General features: G+C 66.2%; 21 protein-coding genes and 1 tRNA gene. 10 read left to right on the top strand and 12 right to left on the bottom strand.

All coding sequences use genetic code 11. The features are described 5' to 3' along the window. The first annotated feature begins 174 nt into the window (after positions 1 to 174). On the top strand, positions 175 to 864 hold the full coding sequence (locus AC1DT7_RS17060; RefSeq protein ID WP_478037226.1) for a SapC family protein: 690 nt from the start codon (positions 175 to 177) through the stop codon (positions 862 to 864). 23 nt (positions 865 to 887) lie between these two features. After that, positions 888 to 1,886 (top strand): cupin-like domain-containing protein, encoded by a 999-nt coding sequence (locus tag AC1DT7_RS17055; protein WP_478037249.1) that lies wholly within the window; start codon positions 888 to 890, stop codon positions 1,884 to 1,886. A 15-nt stretch (positions 1,887 to 1,901) separates the two neighbouring features. On the opposite strand, the gene AC1DT7_RS17050 is transcribed toward AC1DT7_RS17055, so the two are convergent. Together AC1DT7_RS17050 and AC1DT7_RS17045 are read right to left on the bottom strand one after the other, a co-directional pair. Then, positions 1,902 to 2,255 carry a hypothetical protein gene (locus AC1DT7_RS17050; protein ID WP_478037225.1) on the bottom strand — a complete coding sequence of 118 codons (354 nt, stop codon included), beginning with the start codon at positions 2,253 to 2,255 and terminating at the stop codon, positions 1,902 to 1,904. Then, positions 2,245 to 2,505, bottom strand: a complete 261-nt coding sequence (locus tag AC1DT7_RS17045; protein WP_478037224.1) for an OmpA family protein — start codon at positions 2,503 to 2,505, stop codon at positions 2,245 to 2,247. Before AC1DT7_RS17045 ends, AC1DT7_RS17050 begins: the two co-directional genes overlap by 11 nt. Before the next feature lie 504 nt (positions 2,506 to 3,009). Between AC1DT7_RS17045 and AC1DT7_RS17040 the strand changes: the two genes are divergently transcribed. Genes AC1DT7_RS17040 through AC1DT7_RS17030 form a run of 3 tightly spaced genes read left to right on the top strand, consistent with a single transcriptional unit; the run spans position 3,010 to position 5,932 of the window. After that, on the top strand, positions 3,010 to 4,548 hold the full coding sequence (locus AC1DT7_RS17040; RefSeq protein ID WP_478037223.1) for a sensor histidine kinase: 1,539 nt from the start codon (positions 3,010 to 3,012) through the stop codon (positions 4,546 to 4,548). Beyond that, positions 4,545 to 5,225 carry a response regulator transcription factor gene (locus AC1DT7_RS17035; protein WP_478037222.1) on the top strand — a complete coding sequence of 227 codons (681 nt, stop codon included), beginning with the start codon at positions 4,545 to 4,547 and terminating at the stop codon, positions 5,223 to 5,225. Before AC1DT7_RS17040 ends, AC1DT7_RS17035 begins: the two co-directional genes overlap by 4 nt. An 8-nt stretch (positions 5,226 to 5,233) precedes the next feature. Beyond that, entirely contained in the window at positions 5,234 to 5,932 is a 699-nt protein-coding gene (locus AC1DT7_RS17030; protein WP_478037221.1) for a pirin family protein, read from the top strand. 42 nt (positions 5,933 to 5,974) lie between these two features. Here AC1DT7_RS17030 and AC1DT7_RS17025 read toward each other — a convergent pair whose 3' ends face one another. Genes AC1DT7_RS17025 through AC1DT7_RS17015 form a run of 3 tightly spaced genes read right to left on the bottom strand, consistent with a single transcriptional unit; the run spans position 5,975 to position 7,262 of the window. After that, a complete protein-coding gene (locus AC1DT7_RS17025) occupies positions 5,975 to 6,274 on the bottom strand; it encodes a type II toxin-antitoxin system RelE/ParE family toxin (protein WP_478037220.1) in 300 nt (99 codons plus the stop codon). Further along, on the bottom strand, positions 6,271 to 6,537 hold the full coding sequence (locus tag AC1DT7_RS17020) for a type II toxin-antitoxin system ParD family antitoxin (RefSeq protein ID WP_478037219.1): 267 nt from the start codon (positions 6,535 to 6,537) through the stop codon (positions 6,271 to 6,273). Before AC1DT7_RS17020 ends, AC1DT7_RS17025 begins: the two co-directional genes overlap by 4 nt. Before the next feature lie 59 nt (positions 6,538 to 6,596). Beyond that, a complete protein-coding gene (locus AC1DT7_RS17015; RefSeq protein WP_478037218.1) occupies positions 6,597 to 7,262 on the bottom strand; it encodes an arylesterase in 666 nt (221 codons plus the stop codon). 41 nt (positions 7,263 to 7,303) lie between these two features. Here AC1DT7_RS17015 and AC1DT7_RS17010 point away from each other — a divergent pair, with 41 nt between their 5' ends. The 4 genes from AC1DT7_RS17010 (at position 7,304) to AC1DT7_RS16995 (ending at position 12,613) form a co-directional block, all read left to right on the top strand. After that, on the top strand, positions 7,304 to 7,978 hold the full coding sequence (locus AC1DT7_RS17010) for an ABC transporter ATP-binding protein (RefSeq protein WP_478037217.1): 675 nt from the start codon (positions 7,304 to 7,306) through the stop codon (positions 7,976 to 7,978). After that, positions 7,975 to 10,470 carry an ABC transporter permease gene (locus tag AC1DT7_RS17005; RefSeq protein ID WP_478037216.1) on the top strand — a complete coding sequence of 832 codons (2,496 nt, stop codon included), beginning with the start codon at positions 7,975 to 7,977 and terminating at the stop codon, positions 10,468 to 10,470. The genes AC1DT7_RS17010 and AC1DT7_RS17005 overlap by 4 nt, the downstream gene beginning before the upstream one ends. Positions 10,471 to 10,654: 184 nt before the next feature. Continuing rightward, positions 10,655 to 12,418 carry a single-stranded-DNA-specific exonuclease RecJ gene (gene recJ, locus AC1DT7_RS17000; protein WP_478037215.1) on the top strand — a complete coding sequence of 588 codons (1,764 nt, stop codon included), beginning with the start codon at positions 10,655 to 10,657 and terminating at the stop codon, positions 12,416 to 12,418. A 119-nt stretch (positions 12,419 to 12,537) separates the two neighbouring features. Then, a tRNA-Glu gene (locus AC1DT7_RS16995) sits at positions 12,538 to 12,613 on the top strand. A gap of 458 nt (positions 12,614 to 13,071) precedes the next feature. Here AC1DT7_RS16995 and AC1DT7_RS16990 read toward each other — a convergent pair. The 4 genes from AC1DT7_RS16990 to AC1DT7_RS16975 all read right to left on the bottom strand — a co-directional run bounded on the left by AC1DT7_RS16990 (position 13,072) and on the right by AC1DT7_RS16975 (position 16,907). Beyond that, positions 13,072 to 14,352 (bottom strand): glycosyltransferase, encoded by a 1,281-nt coding sequence (locus AC1DT7_RS16990; protein WP_478037214.1) that lies wholly within the window; start codon positions 14,350 to 14,352, stop codon positions 13,072 to 13,074. A 32-nt stretch (positions 14,353 to 14,384) separates the two neighbouring features. Further along, a complete protein-coding gene (locus AC1DT7_RS16985; protein ID WP_478037213.1) occupies positions 14,385 to 15,083 on the bottom strand; it encodes a prolyl hydroxylase family protein in 699 nt (232 codons plus the stop codon). A 96-nt stretch (positions 15,084 to 15,179) separates the two neighbouring features. After that, on the bottom strand, positions 15,180 to 16,232 hold the full coding sequence (locus AC1DT7_RS16980) for an RcnB family protein (RefSeq protein ID WP_478037212.1): 1,053 nt from the start codon (positions 16,230 to 16,232) through the stop codon (positions 15,180 to 15,182). A 123-nt stretch (positions 16,233 to 16,355) separates the two neighbouring features. Next, positions 16,356 to 16,907 (bottom strand): (2Fe-2S)-binding protein, encoded by a 552-nt coding sequence (locus tag AC1DT7_RS16975; protein ID WP_478037211.1) that lies wholly within the window; start codon positions 16,905 to 16,907, stop codon positions 16,356 to 16,358. A 92-nt stretch (positions 16,908 to 16,999) separates the two neighbouring features. Between AC1DT7_RS16975 and AC1DT7_RS16970 the strand changes: the two genes are divergently transcribed. After that, the gene (locus tag AC1DT7_RS16970) at positions 17,000 to 17,800 is read left to right on the top strand and encodes a DODA-type extradiol aromatic ring-opening family dioxygenase (protein ID WP_478037210.1); all 801 of its coding nucleotides are present in this window, start codon (positions 17,000 to 17,002) and stop codon (positions 17,798 to 17,800) included. Between the two features lie 153 nt (positions 17,801 to 17,953). On the opposite strand, the gene AC1DT7_RS16965 is transcribed toward AC1DT7_RS16970, so the two are convergent. The 3 genes from AC1DT7_RS16965 to AC1DT7_RS16955 all read right to left on the bottom strand — a co-directional run bounded on the left by AC1DT7_RS16965 (position 17,954) and on the right by AC1DT7_RS16955 (position 21,059). Beyond that, the gene (locus AC1DT7_RS16965) at positions 17,954 to 18,715 is read right to left on the bottom strand and encodes a class II aldolase/adducin family protein (RefSeq protein WP_478037209.1); all 762 of its coding nucleotides are present in this window, start codon (positions 18,713 to 18,715) and stop codon (positions 17,954 to 17,956) included. Positions 18,716 to 18,786: 71 nt separating this feature from the next. Next, the gene (locus AC1DT7_RS16960) at positions 18,787 to 19,926 is read right to left on the bottom strand and encodes a CaiB/BaiF CoA transferase family protein (RefSeq protein WP_478037208.1); all 1,140 of its coding nucleotides are present in this window, start codon (positions 19,924 to 19,926) and stop codon (positions 18,787 to 18,789) included. Continuing rightward, positions 19,923 to 21,059, bottom strand: a complete 1,137-nt coding sequence (locus tag AC1DT7_RS16955) for a CaiB/BaiF CoA transferase family protein (RefSeq protein ID WP_478037207.1) — start codon at positions 21,057 to 21,059, stop codon at positions 19,923 to 19,925. The genes AC1DT7_RS16960 and AC1DT7_RS16955 overlap by 4 nt, the downstream gene beginning before the upstream one ends. Positions 21,060 to 21,092: the final 33 nt, after the last annotated feature.

Genomic DNA, 21,092 nt, shown 5'->3' with positions numbered 1-21,092 from the left:
ATAACGGTCTACGTTAGCGCTATCAAGCCCGTTTTGTCGGAGTTATAAACGAAGATCCGAAAGCTGTTGCATAAGGCCCACACTTGATCGTCCGCTGCCGGATGTGAAGGGTCCTTTCGGGCTTGCCGCAGGGTCGGAGCGGATGCACAAACCTTTGTGAGGGGAGAGATATTAGTGGAACGACAACTCGAAATTCTGAATGACGAGGCTCATCGCGATCTGCGCATGCGCATCGATCCGGGTATACAACGTCCAAGTTTCGTGATGATCGTGGTCGGAGAATTTGCGGTAGCTGCAACGACTTGTCCGATTTTTCTGGCAAAGGATTCAGCTACCGGCGAATTCTATGCGGGTGCCCTGTTCGGCTTTCAGCCCGGTGAGATTCTTGTCGATCAGGCCGATGCGGGCGGGCCCTCTTTTCAGCCGCTCGAACTCCAGCGACAGGGATTTTACGCGTCGGGAAGCAATATTGCGCTCGACCCTGCGCATCCACGCTTCGGTTCAGGCGCTACCATCGCCCTGTTCGAAGACGGGACGCCGAGCAACGCGCTGCGCAAGATGCAACGCACGATCGGCCAGCTTATCGGGGGCACGGAGGAGACGCGCGATTTTGTGAAGGAAATTCTGAGGCTTGATCTGGTCGAGCCAGTCGATATTTCCCTAGAGTTCGACGACGGTCAGCGCCTGACGCTGGATGGCCTCTATACGATAAGCCGCGACAATCTGAACGCGCTTTCCGATAGCGATACCATTGCACTTTTCCGCCGGGGATATTTGCAGGCCGCTATCGTGATGTCCGCTTCCCTCAATCAGGTCGATGTGCTCGCGCGCAGACGCAATCATCGGCTGACTGCAACGTCGTGACTGCCGAGCGGCTGCCCGATGTCATGGAACTCGACGCCGGCATTCTGGCTGACGCTCAGCGGTTCCGTAGCGAGGTCGTCGAACCGTGCCGGCCCGTCGTTATGCGCGGCGCTTTGTCGGCCTGGCCCGTCTTGCGTGCCGCGGAGGTCTCCGCGGCCGATTTGCGTGCCTATCTCGCGCGCTTTTCCAATGATCGCCAGGCGGAAGCCTTTGTGGGCGATCCAGGCATCGCCGGACGCTATTCCTATGCCGACAACCTCGCCGGTTTCAATTTCGACCGCGTCGGGATGGACCTGATGGGAGCGCTCGATAGAATCCTGAGCCGGGCGACGCGACCGGATTTGCCATCGGTCTATGTCGGGTCGCTGGAAACCGAGATATATCTTCCGGGGTTCGCCGTGGAGAATTCCGTCGCCGCGGTTCCACCAAATGTCGGCCCGAGGATCTGGATCGGCAACGCCTCCACCGTGGCATGCCACAACGATACGTTCGACAACGTCGCCGGCGTGGTCGCGGGGCGCCGTACGTTCACGCTCTACCCGCCGGATTGCATAGCCGACCTCTATATCGGCCCCATCGACTATACCATGGCCGGCCGGCCGGTGAGTCTGGCAGCGGGAGCCGAGCCTGGGGATCCTCGTTTTTCGCGCTTCGCCAACGCTAGGAAAAGGGCCTCGGTCGCGCACCTCCTGCCCGGAGACGTTCTGTATATGCCGAAGCTCTGGTGGCACCAGGTGGAGGCGCACGATCCGTTCAACGTCCTGGTCAACTACTGGTGGGACGCGTTCAGCGCGGGTCCCGATGCGCCGCATACCACAATGCTGCTCGCGATGATCGCCATCGCCGAGCGGCCCGCGGCCGAACGTGCCGCCTGGAAGGCGCTGTTCGACCATTATGTTTTCCGGGATAACGGGCACCCGCTGGAACATCTGCCGCCCGATCGGCACGGCATCCTGGGTCCCCTGCGCGACAATTACGGCCGAATCCGCGCGCATGTCATGCAGATGCTGCGCGGCGGCTGAGCGCCGCCCGGCATCTCATTTCTCGATGCGGAAGCCGCTTTCGGTGCAGCCCCTATAGGGCCCGTCCGCCGCGCCGATCAGCACGGCACGGTCCTGGTCCTGGGCAAAGGCCACATTCTTCGCACCATAGCGGCCGCCCACCGACGTGGCCCGTTCCTCCAGGTCGTAGCTATAGCCCTTGGTATCGATCCGCACCCGGCCGTCGGAAAACGCCGCCGTAAAGGACAGGCCGTTATCGCAGTCGTATCGCCGTTCGTCGGTCGGCGCATCGGCCCTGTGCTGTGGCGTACAGGCCAGCACGGTGCAGCCGCCGACGATCAGGATCGGCATCACGCGCAGGCGGGCGCGTCGAGAATAGTCATTCGCCATGATGTCCAATCACGATCGAAACGGCCCGGCGATTGGCCGCATAGGACCCATCGTCGGAGCCGAGCGCTTCGGGGCGTTCCTTACCATAGGAGATGGTGCGGATTCGTATCGGCGCAATGCCCTCGGCGGCCAGGAAAGCCGCCGCTGCACGCGCGCGGCGATCCCCGAGCGCCAGATTATACTCGCGTGTGCCCCGCTCGTCGCAATGCCCCCGATCGAAAAGCCGACATCGGGATGCTGGCGCAGCCATGCGGCCTGCCGCGACAGCGTCTGGCGCGCCTCGGCGGTGAGCGCATAGGCGTCATAGCCGAAGAACACGCGGTCGCTGCCGGCCGCCGCGACCAGCTCTGCCTGCAGCCCGGAGAGACTGTCCGGCGCGGTATAGGGCTCGCCCGCGCCGGGCGCATAGCTGTTGCCGTCGACCGGCAGCTTCTTGCTCGCGCAGCCAGCGAGCATCGCGGTGCCGATCGCGGCGGTCAGAATCAACTTGTTCATCAGACCTTCCCCCCAAGGATAGCGAGCGCTCTTTGCGTAGGGCGGTGGGGGCGGGGGGTGTTACTATAGGTTTTTTATGCATGGACGCGTCGTCCGGGCAGGGCCTATCCCGGATTGGTGAGCATCGCCGCCGCGCTCCCTCGCGGTCCCCCTCCTGAATGGCGATGCTCCATTCACCACGGCGGCGGGCGGGCCTGGCTCCCAACTCCTCGCTTCAGCCGCCGTGGACCAACAGGCAAGAGGGCAGACCGGCTAGCCGATGACGGATTCCCCCACTTCGCTGCTTCGGACGATGCGCAAGGTGACGCTGCACTTGAGCGGCGGGCAATTCCTGCTGACGCTCGTGATCGTCACCCTGTCCGCCACCGGGTCCTTCGCGGCTGCCCGATATGGCGAAGTCGCGGCGGCGCTGGTCTTCGTGCTCGGCATCACCGTCGCGGGCGCGTTCTGTGGTCTCGCCTCGGCACTGATCGCCGCCCTGGTCGCCTTCCTGATCTATAATTTCTACCTGACGGAGCCGATGCTGACCTTCCGGCTGGCGACGGGCAGCGACATCGCGCCGCTCGTCATCTTCAATCTCTGCGCGCTGGTGTCGGGGGTACTGGCTGGCCGGCTCAAGGATCACGCCGAGGCCGCCCGGTCAAGCAACCTCCAACTGAACAGCCTGCTCGAACTGAGCCGCGAGCTTCAGTCCGCCCAGCGGCAGGAGGATGTGGTGGCGACCGTCGGCCAGGCCGCCCATGAAATTCTCGGCGCCCGGGTCTCCCTGTTTCGCGCCGAAGGGAAGGATCTGGTCCAGCTCGAGTCAACGCACCGCGGTTCTCTGGCGTCCGGCGACCGGTTGCGCGCCTTCGCTGCGGCGCTTCTGTCGGGCCCGGCGCCAACGCTTCAGGAGGGGGGGCTCATGGGCCGCCGTCTCGACAGCGGTACCGCGACCCCCATCGCGATGATCGTCGAGCCGTTTCGCCCGCGACGGATCGAGCCGGCCTTCGTTACCGCGCTCGGCAATGTGGTGGCGCTCGCGCTCCAGCGCGCGGCGCTGTCGGAACAGATGACCGAGCGCCGCGCCTCGGCGCGCGCCGAAGAGCTGAAGACGGCGCTGCTCGCGTCGGTCAGCCATGATTTCCGCACGCCGCTCACCGCGATCAGCGCGTCGGCCTCCAGCCTGATCACCTATGGCGAAAAGCTCGATCCGGAGACGTCGCTGCGCCTTCTGCAGGGCATCGTGGACGAGGGGGAGCGCCTCAACCGCTATACCGCCAACCTGCTTGAGATGAGCCGGCTGGAAACCGGCGGCGGACCCGCCTCGCTTCAGGTCCTCGGCGTGTCGGAAATGGTCGCGGCCGCCATCCAGCGAGTGCGGTCGCGGGCGGGCGGGCGTGCCATCTTCCTGCAGGAATGCGATGCCGAGCTTCAGGTCGATGCGAACCCGGCCCTGTTCGAGCTGGTCCTGGTCAACATCCTCGACAATGCGATCACCTATAGCGCCGACGGCACCCGCATCGGGATCGAGATATCCGCGGCGGACGGCCTTTGCCGCATCGCCATCGCCGATGAAGGATATGGCATTCCGGAACAGGACGCCGAACGGGTGTTCGACCGTTTCTACCGCGTCGCGCGAAGCGAGGCCTCGCCACGCGGCAGCGGGCTCGGGCTGGCGATCGCCAAGGGCTTCGTCGAGGCTCAGGGCGGCACGATCGGGGCGACAATTCCCGGCATCGGGGATCGCGGCACCTGCATCACCATCCGATTGCCCCTTGCGGGAAGGGAATTTGCCGAAAGGACCGGCCTGTCATGACCAATATCCTGCTCGTCGACGACGAGCCGTCGCTCATCGCCGTGCTCCAGCCCGTATTGGGGGCCGCGGGTTATGAGGTGATCATCGCTGTGGACGGAACCAGCGCCTCGCGCCTCGCCCTGGACGAACGGCCCGACGTCGTGCTGCTCGATCTCGGTCTGCCCGACATGGACGGTAAGGAAGTGATCAGGCGGATTCGCGCCGCCAGCGCCGTGCCGATCATCGTCATCTCCGCACGCCACCAGGAGGCGGAGAAGATCGCCGCGCTCGACAATGGCGCCGACGATTATGTCAACAAGCCGTTCGAGATCGGCGAACTGATGGCGCGTATCCGCGCCGCGATCCGCCGCGGCAAGAGCCTGGAAAGCGAGCCCGGAACCTATTCCGGCGGCCCGCTCGACATGGATTTCGCGACACGCCAGGTCCGTCTGGACGGAGAACCGGTCAAGCTCTCGCCCAAGGAATATGATCTGTTGCGCGTGTTGGCGCTCAGCGCCGGCCAGGTCGTGACTCACAAGCGGCTGCTTGCCGCGGGCTGGGGGTCGGAGACCACCGACAGCCAGTATCTGCGTGTCTATATCGGCCTGCTGCGGCAGAAGATCGAAGAGAATCCCAGCGATCCCCGGTTGCTCCTGACCGAACCCGGCGTGGGCTATCGCCTGTCACCGGGCGCGTGAGAGCGCGCATGGTCGACCTGCGCCGCTATGAAGAACTTGGACGGAGCCGCCTGCCCGGGCTGGAGGCGCTTCACCATTTTTCCTTCGGCCAATATCAGGATGCGGCACGCACTCATTGGGGCGCGCTGACGGTGCTCAACCACAATATCCTCGATCCGCGCGCCGACATGCCGCCGCATGCGATCGACGGCGTCGATATCCTGACGATCGTACGCAAGGGCGTGATCGCGCATCACGTCAATATGGACGCAGTCGACCGCACCCTGGCGGGCGAGGTTCAGTTGCTCTGCCCGGGCCGCGGCATCACGCATGCCCAGAGCAACCCCGGCGCCAGACCGGCCGAGTTCGTCGAGATCAGGCTGCGCATGGAGACGGTGCCGGAACGCATACAGCGCCGCGTGGTGCGGTTCCCCAACCGCGCCCAGACCGGCCGTCTCGCGCTCCTCGCCAGCGGTTTTCCGGAAGATCGCCTGGCGATGCCGCTTCAGTCGCGCACGCGCGTGCTCGGCGCCCGCCTGCCGGCCAGGGGCGCGATCGACTATGCGCTCACCCGTTCGCGGCACGCTTATGTGATGGCGCTCAGCGGCACGGTCGAGGTCAACGGACAGTCCGTCGGTCCGCTCGAAGGGGCGGCGATCACCAACGAAACGGCGATCCGGATTGAGTCCCGAAAATTCGCTGAGATTGTGCTGATCGACACGCGCTGAACATTCGGGCAGCAGACTGTGCTCACGATGACACTGTCTGGATCAGATGTCGGGGAACAGCAGCGCCTCGTAATCCTGCGCGCCATGCAGCACGTGGACGACCGTAACCTGGTCGGGCTCGACCCGGTAAAAGATCAGATAGCTGCCATGAGCGCGTCGGCGAACGCCCAGATGAGCGTAACGTGGCACGAGCGGAAAGCCTTGGGGCAGGTCGCCAACCTGTCGCGCCTTCTCGATCAGCTCCTGCACGAAACTGCGGGCGCGGACCGGATTGTCCCGTGCGATATAGTCACCGATCTGCTCCAGATCGCCGAACGCTTCGGCGGTCAGAACGACCTTCATCGCGCGGCAGGATTTACGGGCATGGCCGCATATTTTGCGTCGAGCGTCGCCGCGGCCGAGTCGAGGCTTTGGACTCTGCCTGCGTCGGCGTCGGCGATGCCACGCGAGATGGACGCGTCCAGGGCGGCAAGTCGAGTCTCGCGCTCATGGATGAGGCGAACGCCCTCACGCAATATTTCGCTTCGCGAATTGTAGCGGCCGGTCTTTACGAGCTGGCCTACGAAATTTTCGAGCTGGCTTCCGAGATCGACGCTGCTGGCCATGGGGATACCTCCGGATCCATATAGCGAAAGCCGATAATAGTTATCAAGATGTCGACAGGCTATCGCCGAAGCGCTGACCGTACCGCCGGCAGGGTCCTGCCCACCACGATCGCGACCCCCTTCGCATTTGGGTGAAGCCCGTCGGCCTGGATCAGCCCGCGGTTGCCCGCCACGCCGTCGAGAAAGAAGGGGTAGAGCGGCGCGCCATATTTATGGGCGAGACGCGGATAGATGCTTTCGAACCCGCGGCGATAGTCCGTGCCGAGATTGGGCGCAGCGCGCATGCCCATGATCAGCACCGGTATCTGCCGCCGTTTCAGCTCGGCGAGGATTCGGTCGAGGTTGCTCGCGACCTGGTCGGTCGGCAGGCCACGCAGCATGTCGTTCGCGCCGAGCTCGAGCAGCACGAGATCGGGTTTCCGCCCAAGCCCGCGCAGGCCCCATAGCAGCCGCGCCCGGCCCTGTGCCGCGGTATCGCCCGACACGCCGCCGTTGCGCACTTCGGCATCGACGCCGGATCGGCGCAGCGCGGCATCGAGCTGCGGCACATATCCCTGGCCGGGCGGCAGGCCGAGGCCCGCCATCAGGCTGTCGCCGAATGCCCAGACCAGCTTTTTTGGCGGTGCCGGCGCGGCGGCGGTCAGCGCGAAGAGCAAGCCCAGTTGGACAAGTCGGCGCAGCACGCCATATCCCGGTAATCGTGGCATCATCATCTTCTTCCGCATCGGCCGGCTCCCCGGATAGCCCTGAACCCTCCGAAAGCAACGTGATCGTTGCCCGGGGGGTCACGCTCGCGCTCGGGCAGCCGCCCGCACGGGTGCAGATCCTGCACGGGATCGACCTGTCGGTTGCGACCGGGGATAGCGTCGCGCTGCTCGGGCCATCGGGATCGGGCAAGTCGTCGCTGATGGCGATCCTCGCCGGGCTTGAGCGGCCGGGCAGCGGCGCCGTCGGCGTGACTGGCCTGGATTTCACCACGCTCGACGAAGATGCGCTGGCGGTGGCGCGGCGCGGACGGATCGGCATCGTGCTTCAGGCCTTCCATCTCCTGCCGACCATGACCGCGCTGGAGAATGTCGCCGTCCCGCTCGAACTGGCCGGCGAGCGCGACGCCTTCGACCGCGCAGCGGCCGAACTGGCAGGGGTGGGGCTTGGCCACCGGCTCGATCATTATCCCGCCCAGCTATCCGGCGGCGAGCAACAACGTGTCGCCATCGCCCGCGCGCTCGCCCCGCGCCCGGCTCTGCTGTTCGCCGACGAGCCGACCGGCAATCTCGATACGGCCACCGGTGCCGCGATCATGGACCTGCTTTTCGCCCGCCACCGTGACACCGGCGCGACCCTGTTCGTCATCACGCATGACCCTGCCTTGGCGGCACGATGCGCCCGCGTGATCGAACTGGCCGACGGCCGCATCGTCGCTGACCGGCGCCGCGCGTGAGGCTCGCCTGGCGGCTGGCATTGCGGGACCTTCGGCGCGGCGGGCGCGGCCTGTTGCTGCTCGCGCTCTGCCTGTTCCTCGGCACCGCCGCGCTCGCCGGCATCGGCAGCCTGTCGGCCAGCATCCTCTCGGCACTTGAGGGGCAAAGCAGGGCGATGCTTGGCGGCGACCTGCAACTCCGCATCTCCCAGCGCCGCGCGACCGTCGAGGAAGCCGCCACCTTCGCCGCGCGCGGTCGCATGTCGGAAACGGTCGGCATGCGCGCGATGGTCCAGCCCGAGGACGGCGCGACGCCGACGCTGGTCGACCTGAAGGGCGTCGACGATCGCTGGCCGCTGGTCGGCAGCTTCAGGCTCGCGGCCGGCGCCATCGCCCCGCGACCGCACGGCCGTCAGGTCGCCATCGCCCCCGCGCTCGCCGACCGGCTCGGGCTGAAGGTCGGCGATCCCATCCGCATCGGCACCGCGCGCCTCACGGTGATCGGCATCATCGCCGAGGAGCCCGATGCGCTGGGCGACGGGTTCAGCTTCGGGCCGCGCGTGATCGTCGACATGGCCGGGCTCGATGCGACCAATGCGGTGCAGCCGGGCAGCCTTTATGAAAGCCGCTATCGCCTTGCGTTGACGCCGGGGATCGATGCCGAGGCGCTGGGCAAAAGGCTGGTTGAGCGGTTCCCGGGCGCTGGCTGGTCCGAACGTACCGCCGACAGCGCCGCCGGAGGGCTTCGACGCGGCATCGCCCAGCTCGGCCAGTTCCTCCTGCTGGTCGGCCTCGCTGCGCTCGCCATTGCCGGGGTGGGCGTCGGCAGCGGCGTCAGCGCCTATCTTGCCGGCAAGACGCCGGTGATCGCGACCCTGAAGGTGCTCGGCGCACGGTCGAGCACGATCGCCGCGATGTTCCTGATCCAGCTCGGCATGGTCGCAGGGGCGGGGGTTGGCGGCGGGCTGATTCTCGGTGCGGCCGTGCCGGCGATCGTCGCCGCGGTGGCCGGCGACGCACTCCCGGTTCCGCCGCGCCTCGCGCTCTATCCGGCGCAGTTGCTCAGCGCGGCGGCGCTTGGCCTGATCGTCGGCATCCTGTTCGCCCTGCCGGCACTGGCCCGGGCGCGCAGCATCCCGGCAGCGACGCTACTGCGTGGGGCGGTTGCGCGCCGCCGCCTGCCGTCATGGCGCGTGGCCGCGGCAATGGCCGGGTTGCTCGCGGCGCTGATCGCGCTGGCCGTGCTGACCGCATCTGACCCGATCCTCGCTCTGGGCTTTGTCGGCGCTATCGCTGTCCTCATCGTCGCCCTGTGGCTCATCGGGCTCGGGCTGCGGCGCGGCATCGCCCGGCTGCCGCGGCCGCGCCGGCTGCTGTTGCGCATGGCGCTGGCCAATCTCCATCGGCCCGGCGCGCAGACCGACCGGCTGGTGGTCGCGCTCGGCCTCGGCTTCTCGCTGTTCGTCGCGCTGGCGGTGATCGACACCAGCCTTTCGAGCGAAATGGCCAATGCCGCCCCGGCCAAGGCGCCGCGCTTCTTCGCGATCGATCTCCAGCCGGAGGACGCGGCCACCTTCCGCAGCGCCGTCAGGCGCGCCGCGCCGGACGCCCGGTTCGAGGCGACGCCGTCGCTGCGCGGCTCGGTCGTCGCGCTCCGGGGAAAGCGCGTGACCGACATCAAGAACTTGCCCGAGGATGCCTGGGTGCTGCGCGGCGATCGCACCATCACCTGGGCCGCAACCTTGCCGGCACGCAACGTGATCAGCGCCGGCAAATGGTGGCCGGCCGACTATCGCGGTCCGCCGCTGGTCTCGATCGAGGACAAGGCCGCTGCGTCGCTCGGCCTGAAGGTCGGTGACGAGATCACCGTTGCGGTGCTCGGGGTCGATGTGCCGGCCCGCATCGCGGCTTTGCGCACCATCGACTGGAGCGGGCTCGGCCTCAACTTCGCGATCGTCTTCTCGCCCGGCCTGATCGAGGAGGCACCGCACAGCCTGCTCGCCAGCGTCTATGCTCCGCCCGGCCGCGACGGGCAGATCGCGCGCGAGGTCGGCGCCGTCCTGCCCTCCGTCACCCTGATCCGCGTCGGCGACGTGATCGGCCAGCTCGGCGAACTGCTCGGCCGCATCGCCTTCGCCATTCGCGCGGCGGCCGCCGTGACCGTCGCAGCGGGCGTGGCCGTGCTGGTCGGCGCGGTCGCGGCCTCGGCCCGCGCCCGCCGGCTCGATGCGGTGATCCTGAAACTGCTCGGCGGCAGCAGGGCTCAGGTTCTGGCGGTCCAGGCGATGGAATATGCCCTGCTCGGCGTTCTGCTCGCTGGTGTGGCGCTAGCGATCGGCGCAGGGGCAGGGTGGTATGTCATCGTCCAGGTATTCGACCTGCCCTGGGCACCCGACTGGGGCGTGGTCGCGCTGACCCTCACTGCGTCGATCCTGGTGACGCTCGGCATCGGCGTGCTTGGCAGCCTGCCGGTGCTGAAGGTACGCCCCGCGCTGGCGCTGCGCGAGGATTGATTGCCGCTGCCGACCTGGCCCGAAGCGTCTTTCAAGATACCAGCGGCCCACACCGGGACGGCGATCCGGGCGCTTCCCGATCGGCGCGATCGTCTCGCCGGGCACTGCCCCGGGGAACTGATCGGCACTGGCAATTCATGTCTCACCCTTTCGCGCTCGACTCATTGAGCGCTACAGGGGGTGCGTGAACACCGTCCTCAATATCAACCGATCGATCCTCGGCCAGCCCTGGCGCTGGCGCATGCTCGAAGCCGATGCGCGCGACCCAGGTTACGCACCCGACGACCTGGTCACCCAGCTGTTGCTTGCCCGCGGCTGCCCGCGCGACGCGCTGGAGGCCCACAAGGCGCCGAGCATTCGTGGTTTCATGCCGGACCCTTCCATCTTCCGCGACATGGACCGCGCCGCCGAGCGTCTGGCCGACGCCGTGCAGACCGGCGAGAAAGTAACGATCTTCGGCGATTACGATGTGGACGGCGCCACCTCGGCCGCATTGATGATCCTGTTGCTGCGCGATCTCGGGCTCGAGGCGCGCGCCTATATCCCCGACCGGCTGATGGAAGGATATGGCCCGTCGGGCGAGGCGCTCGTCAGGCTGAAGGAGGAAGGTGCGAGCCTGATCGTCACCGTCGATTGTGGGGCGCAGGCGTTCGAGGCGCTCGACATGGCACGTGTCGCCGGTGTCGACGTGATCGTCGTCGATCACCACAAATGCGCGGCGGCCTTGCCGCACGCCCATGCGCTGGTCAACCCGAACCGGCTCGACGAGGCCGAAGGCGCCGAATTCGGGCATCTCGCCGCGGTCGGCGTGGCTTTCCTGCTCGGTGCCGCGCTGATCCGGCTGCTCAGGACGCGCGGCTTCTTCGAGGGGCGTCCCGAGCCCCGGCTGCTCGACCTGCTCGATATCGTCGCGCTGGGCACCGTGGCCGATGTCGCGCAGCTCAAGGGCCTTAATCGCGCCTTTGTCGCTCAGGGGCTGAAGGTGATGGCGCAGCGGCGCAACATCGGGCTTAACGCGCTGATCTCCGCCTCGCGGCTGACCCGGGCCCCGACCTCGACCGATCTCGGCTTTGCCCTTGGCCCGAGGATCAACGCCGGCGGGCGGGTCGGCAAGTCCGATCTCGGGGTGCGCCTGCTGACCACGCGCGATCCGGCCGAAGCGGCCAGCATCGCTGCCGAGCTCGATCGCCTGAACGAGGAACGCCGCGCAATCGAGGCACTTGTGCAGGAGGCTGCCGAGGGGCTTGCCGGCACCAAGGGAAACCGGGCCGTGATGGTCGTGGCCGGGCGCGGCTGGCATCCCGGCGTGATCGGCATCGTCGCCGGTCGGCTGAAGGAGAAATTCGGTCGCCCCTCGCTGGTGATTGCGCTGGACGAACAGGGCGTCGGCAAGGGGTCAGGCAGGTCGATTCCGGGCGTCGATCTCGGCGCGGCGGTGCTGGCTGCGAAGGACAGCGGACTGCTCGTCGCGGGCGGCGGGCATGCCATGGCGGCCGGGCTGACGATCGCCGAGGATCAACTCGACGCCTTTGGCGATTTCCTGGAGGAACGCCTCGAGGCTGCGGTCGCCCGCTCGATCGGCGATCGGGCGCTGCTACTCGATGCGTTGCTGACCGCAGGCGGGGTTACTCCGGCGCTGGTGGAGGCGATGGACGCCGGCGGCCCTTATGGCATGGGCTGGCCTCAGCCGCGTGTGGTTGCCGGCCCGGTGCGGATCGTGAAGGCTGATATCGTCGGCAACGGCCATGTCCGGGCGATCGTGAGCGGCGACGACGGGCGTGTGCTGAAGGCCGTCGCGTTCCGCCAGGCCGATACCGCGCTGGGCGCCGCCCTGCTCGGCGCGCCGTCGCATCGCCGCCTGTGGCTGGCCGGGCGCGCCCGGATAGACGACTGGGGGGCGAAGCCCGCCGCCGAACTCCATCTCGACGACGCTGCCTGGGCTGATTGAGGGCCGCGACCGGACTGGCACAGCTTCAGGCGGCCACTCTTCGTGAATTCGATGACGCTATGGGTTGACCAGCCCCGCGCATTTGCCTAACCGGCACGCCCACGCTCGGTAACGGGTATGGCCCCTTCGTCTAGCGGTCTAGGACGCGGCCCTTTCACGGCTGAAACACGGGTTCGATTCCCGTAGGGGTCACCAGCTTGAAAAAGCTGGATAATATAGCGATCAGCTTCCACGATTCCTCCACTCTCGGTTTTTTCGCTCCCGCGGGGCCGCCGATCTGGCGCGCACAATCTTCACCCCGGCACCTGTGGCGAGCATCAATGTGCGCGCCCGCTGGAACGGCGCCACTCCGGGCAGAGGAAGATCGGCCTGTCGTAGCGGTCCAGTTTGTCCGACTGTCCTGAAACTATTTTTGCCCAAGTGTCGCTCTGGCTGAGCGGCGTCTCGATCGTCTTGTTGATGGCCGTCTCCACAGAGACCGGTCTGCCACCCTCTCTATGGACGTAGAAGTCGCGCTCATACCCGAGCCCTCGAATTGAACGCTTCTTCCAGATTGCACGGCTGCCGTCCTTGGCCACGGTTGTGACGACAGGCCGCCTCGACAGCGTTGGCGAGGCGAATCCCGACCACCAGCCTGTTGCTCCACACTCCGCTCAGGACGGGAGCAGCTTCTCGATCGCAATGGCTGCCGCCTCGGCCCCGTTCTCCGGCCTGATCAGGGCACCGATGCGCTCGGCTTCGCTCCGATAGGCGGCGCTGCCCAGCAATGAGGCGATCATCGGCGCTGCCTTGCGCGCGCTGAATCGTCGGGCCTTCAGCACCAGGCCGGCGCCCATCTTGCGGATGCGGTGCGCGTTGTCCGCCTGGTCCCCCATATGCGGTACGACCAGTTGCGGCTTACCCGCGCGCAGTGCCTGGCCCGTCGTGCCGATGCCGCCATGGTGGATGACGACAGCTGCCCTGGGGAACAGCAGCGAATGCGGCGCATAGGCGCGGACCAATATGTCTCCCTCGGACTTCAGCCGGGTCTTTTCGCCGGTCAGCAGCACAGCGCGGGCGCCCAACATACGGGCGGTGACCGCCGCCTCCTCGTAGAAATCGCCCGGCGCGTACACGGCGAACGATCCGAGCGTGAAGACCAGCGGCGGCGGCCCTTCGGCAAGGAATGCCTCGAGTTCCGGGTCCAGCGCCTCTTCCTCCCCGCCCTGGCGGTCGTACACGGGGAAGCCGACGATCTCGGTATTGGCCGGCGCGTCCTTCTGTGGCGGCCCGAATATGGGCGAATAGCAGCACAGGGTGAGCGCGGTTTCGCGACTCACGTCGAACATCGACGGGTCGCAGGCAGGGCCGAGCCCATGCTGCGCCCGCACCTCGTCGATCTTCCGGCCGTACCGACGGCGAAGGACCTTGCGGATCAGTCCATAGGCAAGCCGGTTCCAGCGCACGCCAATCGGGCCCGAAGGTGCCTGGATCAGCATCCAGAAATCCGATGTCTTGGGCGGCGTATGGACCGACAGGATCGCCATCGGCTGGAGGATCACCGAGACGAGCGGTACGCGGCGCTTTTCCGCGATGATCGGTGCGCCGAACACGAACAGCGACCCGACCAGCAGGTCGGCACCCGCCACCACCTCGTCGAGCGCCGCCGTGCTGGATTCGAGCCAGGGAAGCAGCACCTGCTCGAGCAGATAGGTCTGGTCGGCCATCACGCGCTTGACGGCGTCGTCCTCACCCATGCCCATGCGCTCGCGGATCGCGTCGAAGCTCGGCAATACCGCCACGGCATCAAGCCCCGCGGCGTTGGCCTTGGCGACATGATCCTCCGGCACCGCAAGGATTGGATGATGTCCGCGCCGCTTGAGCGCGAGGCCGATCGCGATGAAGGGGTGGAGGTCGCCCAGGGTGCCGACGGTCGTAAGCAGGATTTTATGCATGATCGGTTCGACGACACTCGGCTCGCGCCGCCTCACTGCTTCAGCCAGGCGCCCTCGCGGAACCACTTGGTGACGATGTATTTGGTGCCCTTCACCACTGGCATCCCCTCATGCAAGGTGAATTCGTTCGGGCTGCCATCGGGGTTCATGTTGTTCCACGCGAGCAGCAGCCCGCGCTTGGGCGCAACGCGGATGCCGGCCTGGGGGAACCAGGTGGCGCCGCCTTCCTCGACATTGTTGAGGTAGATCATCGCGGTCCAGGTGCGCTGGCCGCCGCTGGCCTTCATCGCTTCCCAATAATGCTGGCCTTCGTGGAAGAAATCGTGATGGGCGCGGAATTGCTGGCCGGGGGCGTAACGCTGCCCTTGCATCGTCTCGCCGTTCGCGGGGGGCAGGCCGAGCAGGTGCGCTATCGATTCGTCGATCGGCTGTACCGTCGGGGACCAGCGATCCATGTCGCAGCTCTCGCTGGTGCGGAACGCCGTATCGCCGGATTCGGAGAGCAGGGTTGAGGGCCGCCGGTTCGTATCGATCAGCCGCATCAGCGATGTGCACTGCGCCGGGCTCAGGAAATCGAGGTGATAATAGACCTGTGCCTTGTCGATCTTGGCGCGCTGCACCCCTGGAGTCGCCTCGAGCCGCTGCGAGACCGTTTCGCCCGCCATCTTGCGGATCGGGGAGGGGCCACCCGGCTTTTTCGGGAGCGTGGGTTTCTTTGAGAACAGGGACATCGCGGGGCAATCTGCCGTCATGTCCTCAAAAAACAAGGGCGGAAAACAAGGAGCCCGGCAACATGGCTGCCGGGTCCCTCGCTTCATCCCATCTTCTTACCAGAAGATGTCGTACACCGTATCGACCACCTGGCCGCTATAGATGTCCACCAGCAGGGCATCATTGTAATAACGTACCCAGCGATACGGGCCATAGGCCGCCGGCAGGCCGTAATATTCCGAATCGTCGATCCAGTAATTTTGCTCGAACAGGATCGAGTTCAGGGTGAAGCCGACGTCGAAGCGGCGATAGCCATAGTCCCAGCCGTGTGGCGCGTAGTAGCGCGGCAGATGGTAATTGTTGCGGTACTGATTACGGCGCGACTGCCAGTTATAGCGATTGTCGCTGCGCCAGCCGCGATTCCAGTTGCGGCCGCCATTGCCGTTCCAGCCACCGCCGCGACCATTATTGCCACGCCAGTTGCCGTCGTTGCCGCGGCCGCTGTTGCCACGCCAGTTGCCGTCGCCTCGGCCGTCGTTGCCGCGACCATTGTTGCCACGCCAGTCGCCATTGCCTCGGCCATCGTTGCCGCGGCCCTGATTGCCACGCCAGTTGTTGTCGTCACGCCGGCCGTCATTGCCGCGTACATTCCCGTCATCGCGGCGGCCGCCATTATTGTTGTTCCGCCAGTCGCGATTGCCCTGGCCCTGCTGCCAGTTGCCACGGCCGCCATTGACCTGGGGCTGCTGCGGCTGTTGGCCAGGCACGACCGCACCACCGCCACGGTTGCCGCCGCGGAAATCCGGGCGTCCGTTGCCATTGCCGTCGCGACGGAAATTTTGCGGATTGAATTGCGGGCGCGGCTGCTGCTGCGGCTGTGCCTGGCCCTGTGGCTGCTGCGGGCGTGGGCCCTGCCAGTTGCCGCGGCCACCACGGTTGCCGCCGCCGTTCCAGCCGCCGCCATTATTGGCGGGCCGCTCGACACGAGGCTGCTGTGCCGGTTGTGGCTGCTGCGCGGGCTGCGGTTGGGGACGCGACTGCTGGAAATCCGGACGTCCCTGGCGTTCACCGCCACCGTCCACCTGGCGCTCGCCACGCTGCGCAAAGGCGGTCGCCGGCACGATTGCTGCCGTTGCCGCCAGAAGCGCGATGATGAAAGAAGTACGCATCTCAGTCCTTCCGGTACGCGGGCGTAAGATTCGCCCGATCGATGCAAGAGTTTTGCACTATTGGCGATGACCCGTTTCTGAATTGGGGTGACAGCGTTGCGAAAGGATTCGTAACATCGAAAGTCACTTCGGCCGGCCGCCCCCTGGTGTCAGGGCGGGCACCATTTTCGCCGCGCTGGCCGGGTCGATTCCGGGCGAGGCTCCCGCATCGATCGTCTCGTCGCCGCGCTGGATGCGAGCGGCACGCATCACCGCCTCCACCACACGAGGGTAGACTCCGCAACGGCACAGATTGGTGATCGCGCCCTTGATGTCCTCCTCGGACGGATTCTTGTTCTTCTTGATCAGCACCGCTGCGGCCATGATCATGCCGGGGATGCAGAAGCCGCATTGCGGTACATTCTCCGCGATCCAGGCAAGCTGAACCGGATGACCGCGCTCGCGCGACAGGCCCTCGATCGTGGTAACGAAGCTGCCCTCGATCGCCCCGATCGTTGCCTGGCAGGATCGCACCGCCTCGCCGTCGATGTCCACCGTGCACGCACCGCATTCGCCATTGCCGCAGCCATATTTGGCGCCTGTCAGGTTCGACGCATCCCGCAATGCCCAAAGCAGCGGGGTCTTGGGGTCCATCTTATATTCGATGGGCTGGTTGTTGACGGTGAAGCGGGTCATGACGGCAGCTTACGTGAAAGGTCCGGGATGGGAAACGGCGTGTTTCCGGGTGCGAGATTGCGGTGGGGCGGGGCGGGGCCGATATCCACTCCATGACACTTCCAACACTCTTCGTGCCGCATGGCGGCGGTCCCTGCTTCTTCATGGATCCCGCGGGCGGCCCGCCCGATCCGATGTGGCGGCCGATGCAGGCCTATCTCGCCGGCCTGATCGCCTCGCTGCCGGAACGGCCAAAGGCAATCCTGATGGTCTCCGGCCATTGGGAGGAGGAGGATGTCACCGTGCATGTCGGCAACGGCCAGCCGCTGCTGTATGACTATTATGGTTTCCCCGAGCATACCTATCGTCTCCGCTGGGACGCTCCGGGCGCGCCGGCTGTGGCACGCCGCGTGGAAACGCTGCTCGAGGGCGCAGGCTTCCCCGTGCGCGAGGAAACGGCGCGTGGGTGGGATCACGGCGTGTTCATCCCGATGATGGTCGCGGTGCCCGATGCCGATATCCCGCTGGTCCAGATGTCGCTGCGCAAGGATCTCGATCCGGCGGCGCATATTGCCATCGGTCGTGCCCTCGCGCCGCTGCGGGAGGAGGGCGTGCTGATCGTCGGGTCGGGCATGAGCTTCCACAACCTGCGCGCCCGTGGTCCGCAGGTGACGCCGGTAGCCGATGAATGGGATGCGGCGCTGAGCGACGCGGTTACCGACCCCGATCCTGCCTCGCGCGCCGACCGCGTTGCGCGCTGGGAAGAACTGCCTCATGCCCGGTTCGCGCATCCGGAAGCGGAGCATCTGCTGCCGCTGATGGTGGCACTCGGCGCCGGTGGCGATGATCTAGCGGTGCGCGACTATGGAGACCATGTGCTCGGCTGGGCTATATCAGGTTATAGGTTCGGCTGAGCGTTCCTATTCCTTCGCCGAGAAGCGCGCGAGGGGGAGTGCCCGCTTCTTCAGCGGGTGGTGAAGAGGTTTGGAGCGCGGGCAGGCGTTCCGTGCTCCAGCCCCTCCACCAGCTTCGCTGGTCCCCCTCCCCGTTCCGGGGAGGAAAGAAATCTAGTTCCGCCACCCCGTGTCGATCTTGTCGACCAGACGCACCATCGCCTCGAAATCCGCCTTGCCCGGACCGCCGGGGATGGAGACCTGGTGCAGATCGCGCTGATGCACCGCAACCACCTCGGGCGAGACCTCGATCGGCGTGCCCATGCCGGCCGTTGCGACCTGGATCTCGCAGGCGCGCTGCAGCGACCAATGCTTGATGAACGCCTCAGGCAAGGTGCGTCCCATCACCAGAATGCCGTGGTTTTTCAGGAGCATCACGCGCTTGTCGCCGAGATGTTCGAGCAGCCGCTCGCCCTCCTCGTCGCGCACCGTCACGCCCTCGAAATCATGATAAGCGATCTGGCCGATGAAGTTGCACGCATAGAAATTGGTCGCGCGCAGCCCGCCCTCGACCGAGCTGACCGCCATGCCGGCCGTGGTATGCGTGTGCATGATGCAATGCGCGTCGGGCAGGTGCCKGTGGAACAGCGCATGCTGCACGAAGCCGGCGCGGTTCACCGGATAAGGGCTGTCGTCCAGCTTGTTGCCGTCGATGTCGATCTTGACCAGACTGGAGGCGGTCACCTCGCTGAAATGCAGCCCGAACGGGTTGATCAGGAACGCGCCTTCCTCGCCCGGGATCTTCAGCGTGATGTGATTGTAGATCATCTCGGACCAGCCGAGCATCGCGAACACGCGGTAGCAGGCGGCGAGCTGCTGGCGCGCCTCCCATTCGGCTTCGCTCATCTGCGAATTGCGAAGGACGGCGGTGGCCATAAAGCTCTCCTATGGGTTCTTCTTTGCAACCTATATCGCATGGTCGGACAGGGCAGGCAATGCGTCGACGGTTATTCGCTGCCCATCGCACCCGCTTCGTGGAGCGCGGCGATTTCGTCCGGCGCGAAGCCATATTCGGCAAGGATCGCATCGGTATCGGCTGGGCGCGCCATCACCGGGGTCACGGTGTCGCTGACCGAATAGCGTGGGGCAGGGGCCGGCTGGACGACGCCGCCGGCCTCCACAAAGGTGCCTCTGGCGCGGTTGTGCGGATGCGCCGCCGCTTCGTCGAAGCCGAGAACGGGGGCGAAGCACGCCTCATGCCCCGCAAAGGCCTCGACCCATGCGGCCTGCGACCTTTGCCGGAACCGCCGCGCCAATTCCGCCGAGAGCGTGGGCCAGACGGCGGGTGCGAACTGCGCGTCCCACTCGGCGCCGTGGAGTCCCATCACCGCGCGCAGGGCCTTGTAGAATTGCGGCTCGATCGCGCCGATCGCGACCCATTTCCCGTCTCCGGTCTCATAGGTATCGTAGAAATGCGCGCCGCCATCGAGCAAGTTGGTGCCGCGCGCATTGCCCCAGCGGCCCATCGCGCGGAAGCCCCACATCATGCTCATCAGCAGCGCCGAACCATCGGTCATCGCGCAATCGACCACCTGGCCGCGCCCGGTCGCCTGTGCCTGCAGGATCGCGGCGAGCATGCCGAAGGCGAGCATCATGCCGCCGCCGCCGAAATCCCCGACAAGGTTGATCGGCGCCACGGGCTTGCCGCCTGCTTCGCCGAACGCATGCAGCGCGCCCGAGATCGCGATATAATTGATGTCGTGCCCGACATCGGCCGCCATCGGCCCGCTCTGACCCCAGCCGGTCATGCGACCATAGACAAGCCTGGGATTGTCGGTGAGCAACGCCTCCGGTCCAAGGCCGAGCCGCTCCATCACGCCGGGCCGGAAACCCTCGATCAGCCCGTCACAGCTTTGCGCGAGCCGCTGCACGGTGAGCACTGCCTCGCGCTTCTTCATGTCGAGCTGGATGACCCGGCGCGACCGCAACAATGGGTCCTTCGCCGCGACCGAGAAGCCGCCGCCTTCGCCGGGTCGCTCGATCCGGATCACCTCGGCGCCGTGATCGGCCAGCATCATCGCGCAGAATGGGCCCGGGCCGATCCCCGCCATCTCCAGGATGCGCAGGCCGGCAAGCGGAGCGTTCATGCCGGGTCGTCCTGTCCGAGCATCGGAGCCGCGCGATCCAGCGCCAGCGAGGAGTCGGAGAATTTGATCGGGGTGCGCAGGCCGGGCAGGGCCATGCCATCCCGGTCGAGTGTCAGTGCCATGCCGCGATGCAGCACCTGCGGGTCTGCAAAGGCCTGGGCGACGGTGTTGATCGGTCCCGCCGGTACGCCGACCGCCTCAAGCGTCGCCAGCAGGGCATCGCGCTCATACCGGGATGTCGCCTCCCGGATCGCCGCGAACAATGGCTCGCGATGGTCGAGCCGCCCGGCATTGGTCACGAAACGCTGATCGGCCTTCAGATCATCGAGTCCGAGCGCATCGCAGAAGCGGACGAACTGCCCGTCATTGCCCACCGCGAGGATGAACCACCCGTCGCTCGTTGGGAAAACCGCATAGGGCGAGACGTTGAGATGGGCATTGCCCAGCCGCGGTGGCGTCACGCCGCTGACGAAGAAGTTCATCGCCTGATTGGCCAGCACACCGACCATCGTGTCGAGCAAGGCCATGTCGATCTGCTGTCCGCGCCCGGTCTTCTCGCGCTGCGCCAGTGCCGCCTGGATCGCGATGACCGAATAGAGCCCGGTCATGATGTCGGCGAAGGCAACGCCGACCTTTTGCGGCGCCCCGTCCGGCTCGCCGGTCAGGTCCATGATGCCGCTCATGCCCTGGATGATGAAGTCGTATCCGGCGCGTGAGGCATAGGGCCCGTCCTGACCGAAGCCGGTGATCGAGCAATAGACCAGCCGAGGATTGATCGCGCTGAGGCTGGTATAATCGAGTCCGTATTTGGCGAGCCCGCCGACCTTGAAATTCTCGATCACCACATCGGCATCGGTGACCAGCCGGCGTACCTCTGCCTGGCCCTCTGTCGTGCGGAAATCGATCACGACTGATTTCTTGCCGCGATTGGTCGCGTGGAAATAGCCCGCGTCCCGGCTGCCGTCCGGGTTCTCGACGAAGGGCGGGCCCCATTTGCGGGTGTCGTCGCCCTCGGGACTCTCCACCTTGATCACTTCCGCGCCGAGATCGGCCAGCGTCTGGCCCGCCCATGGCCCGGCGAGGATGCGGGCGAGTTCGATGACCTTGAGGCCGGCGAGGGGAGGTGCGCTCATCTGTCTTCCCCCGCCTGCTCCCCGGCGAAGGCC

The sequence above is a fragment of the Sphingomonas sp. P3_C6 genome, assembly GCF_056402595.1.
The sequence above is the reverse complement of the archived record's forward strand: the minus strand, read 5'-3'. Positions and strand labels throughout refer to the sequence as shown.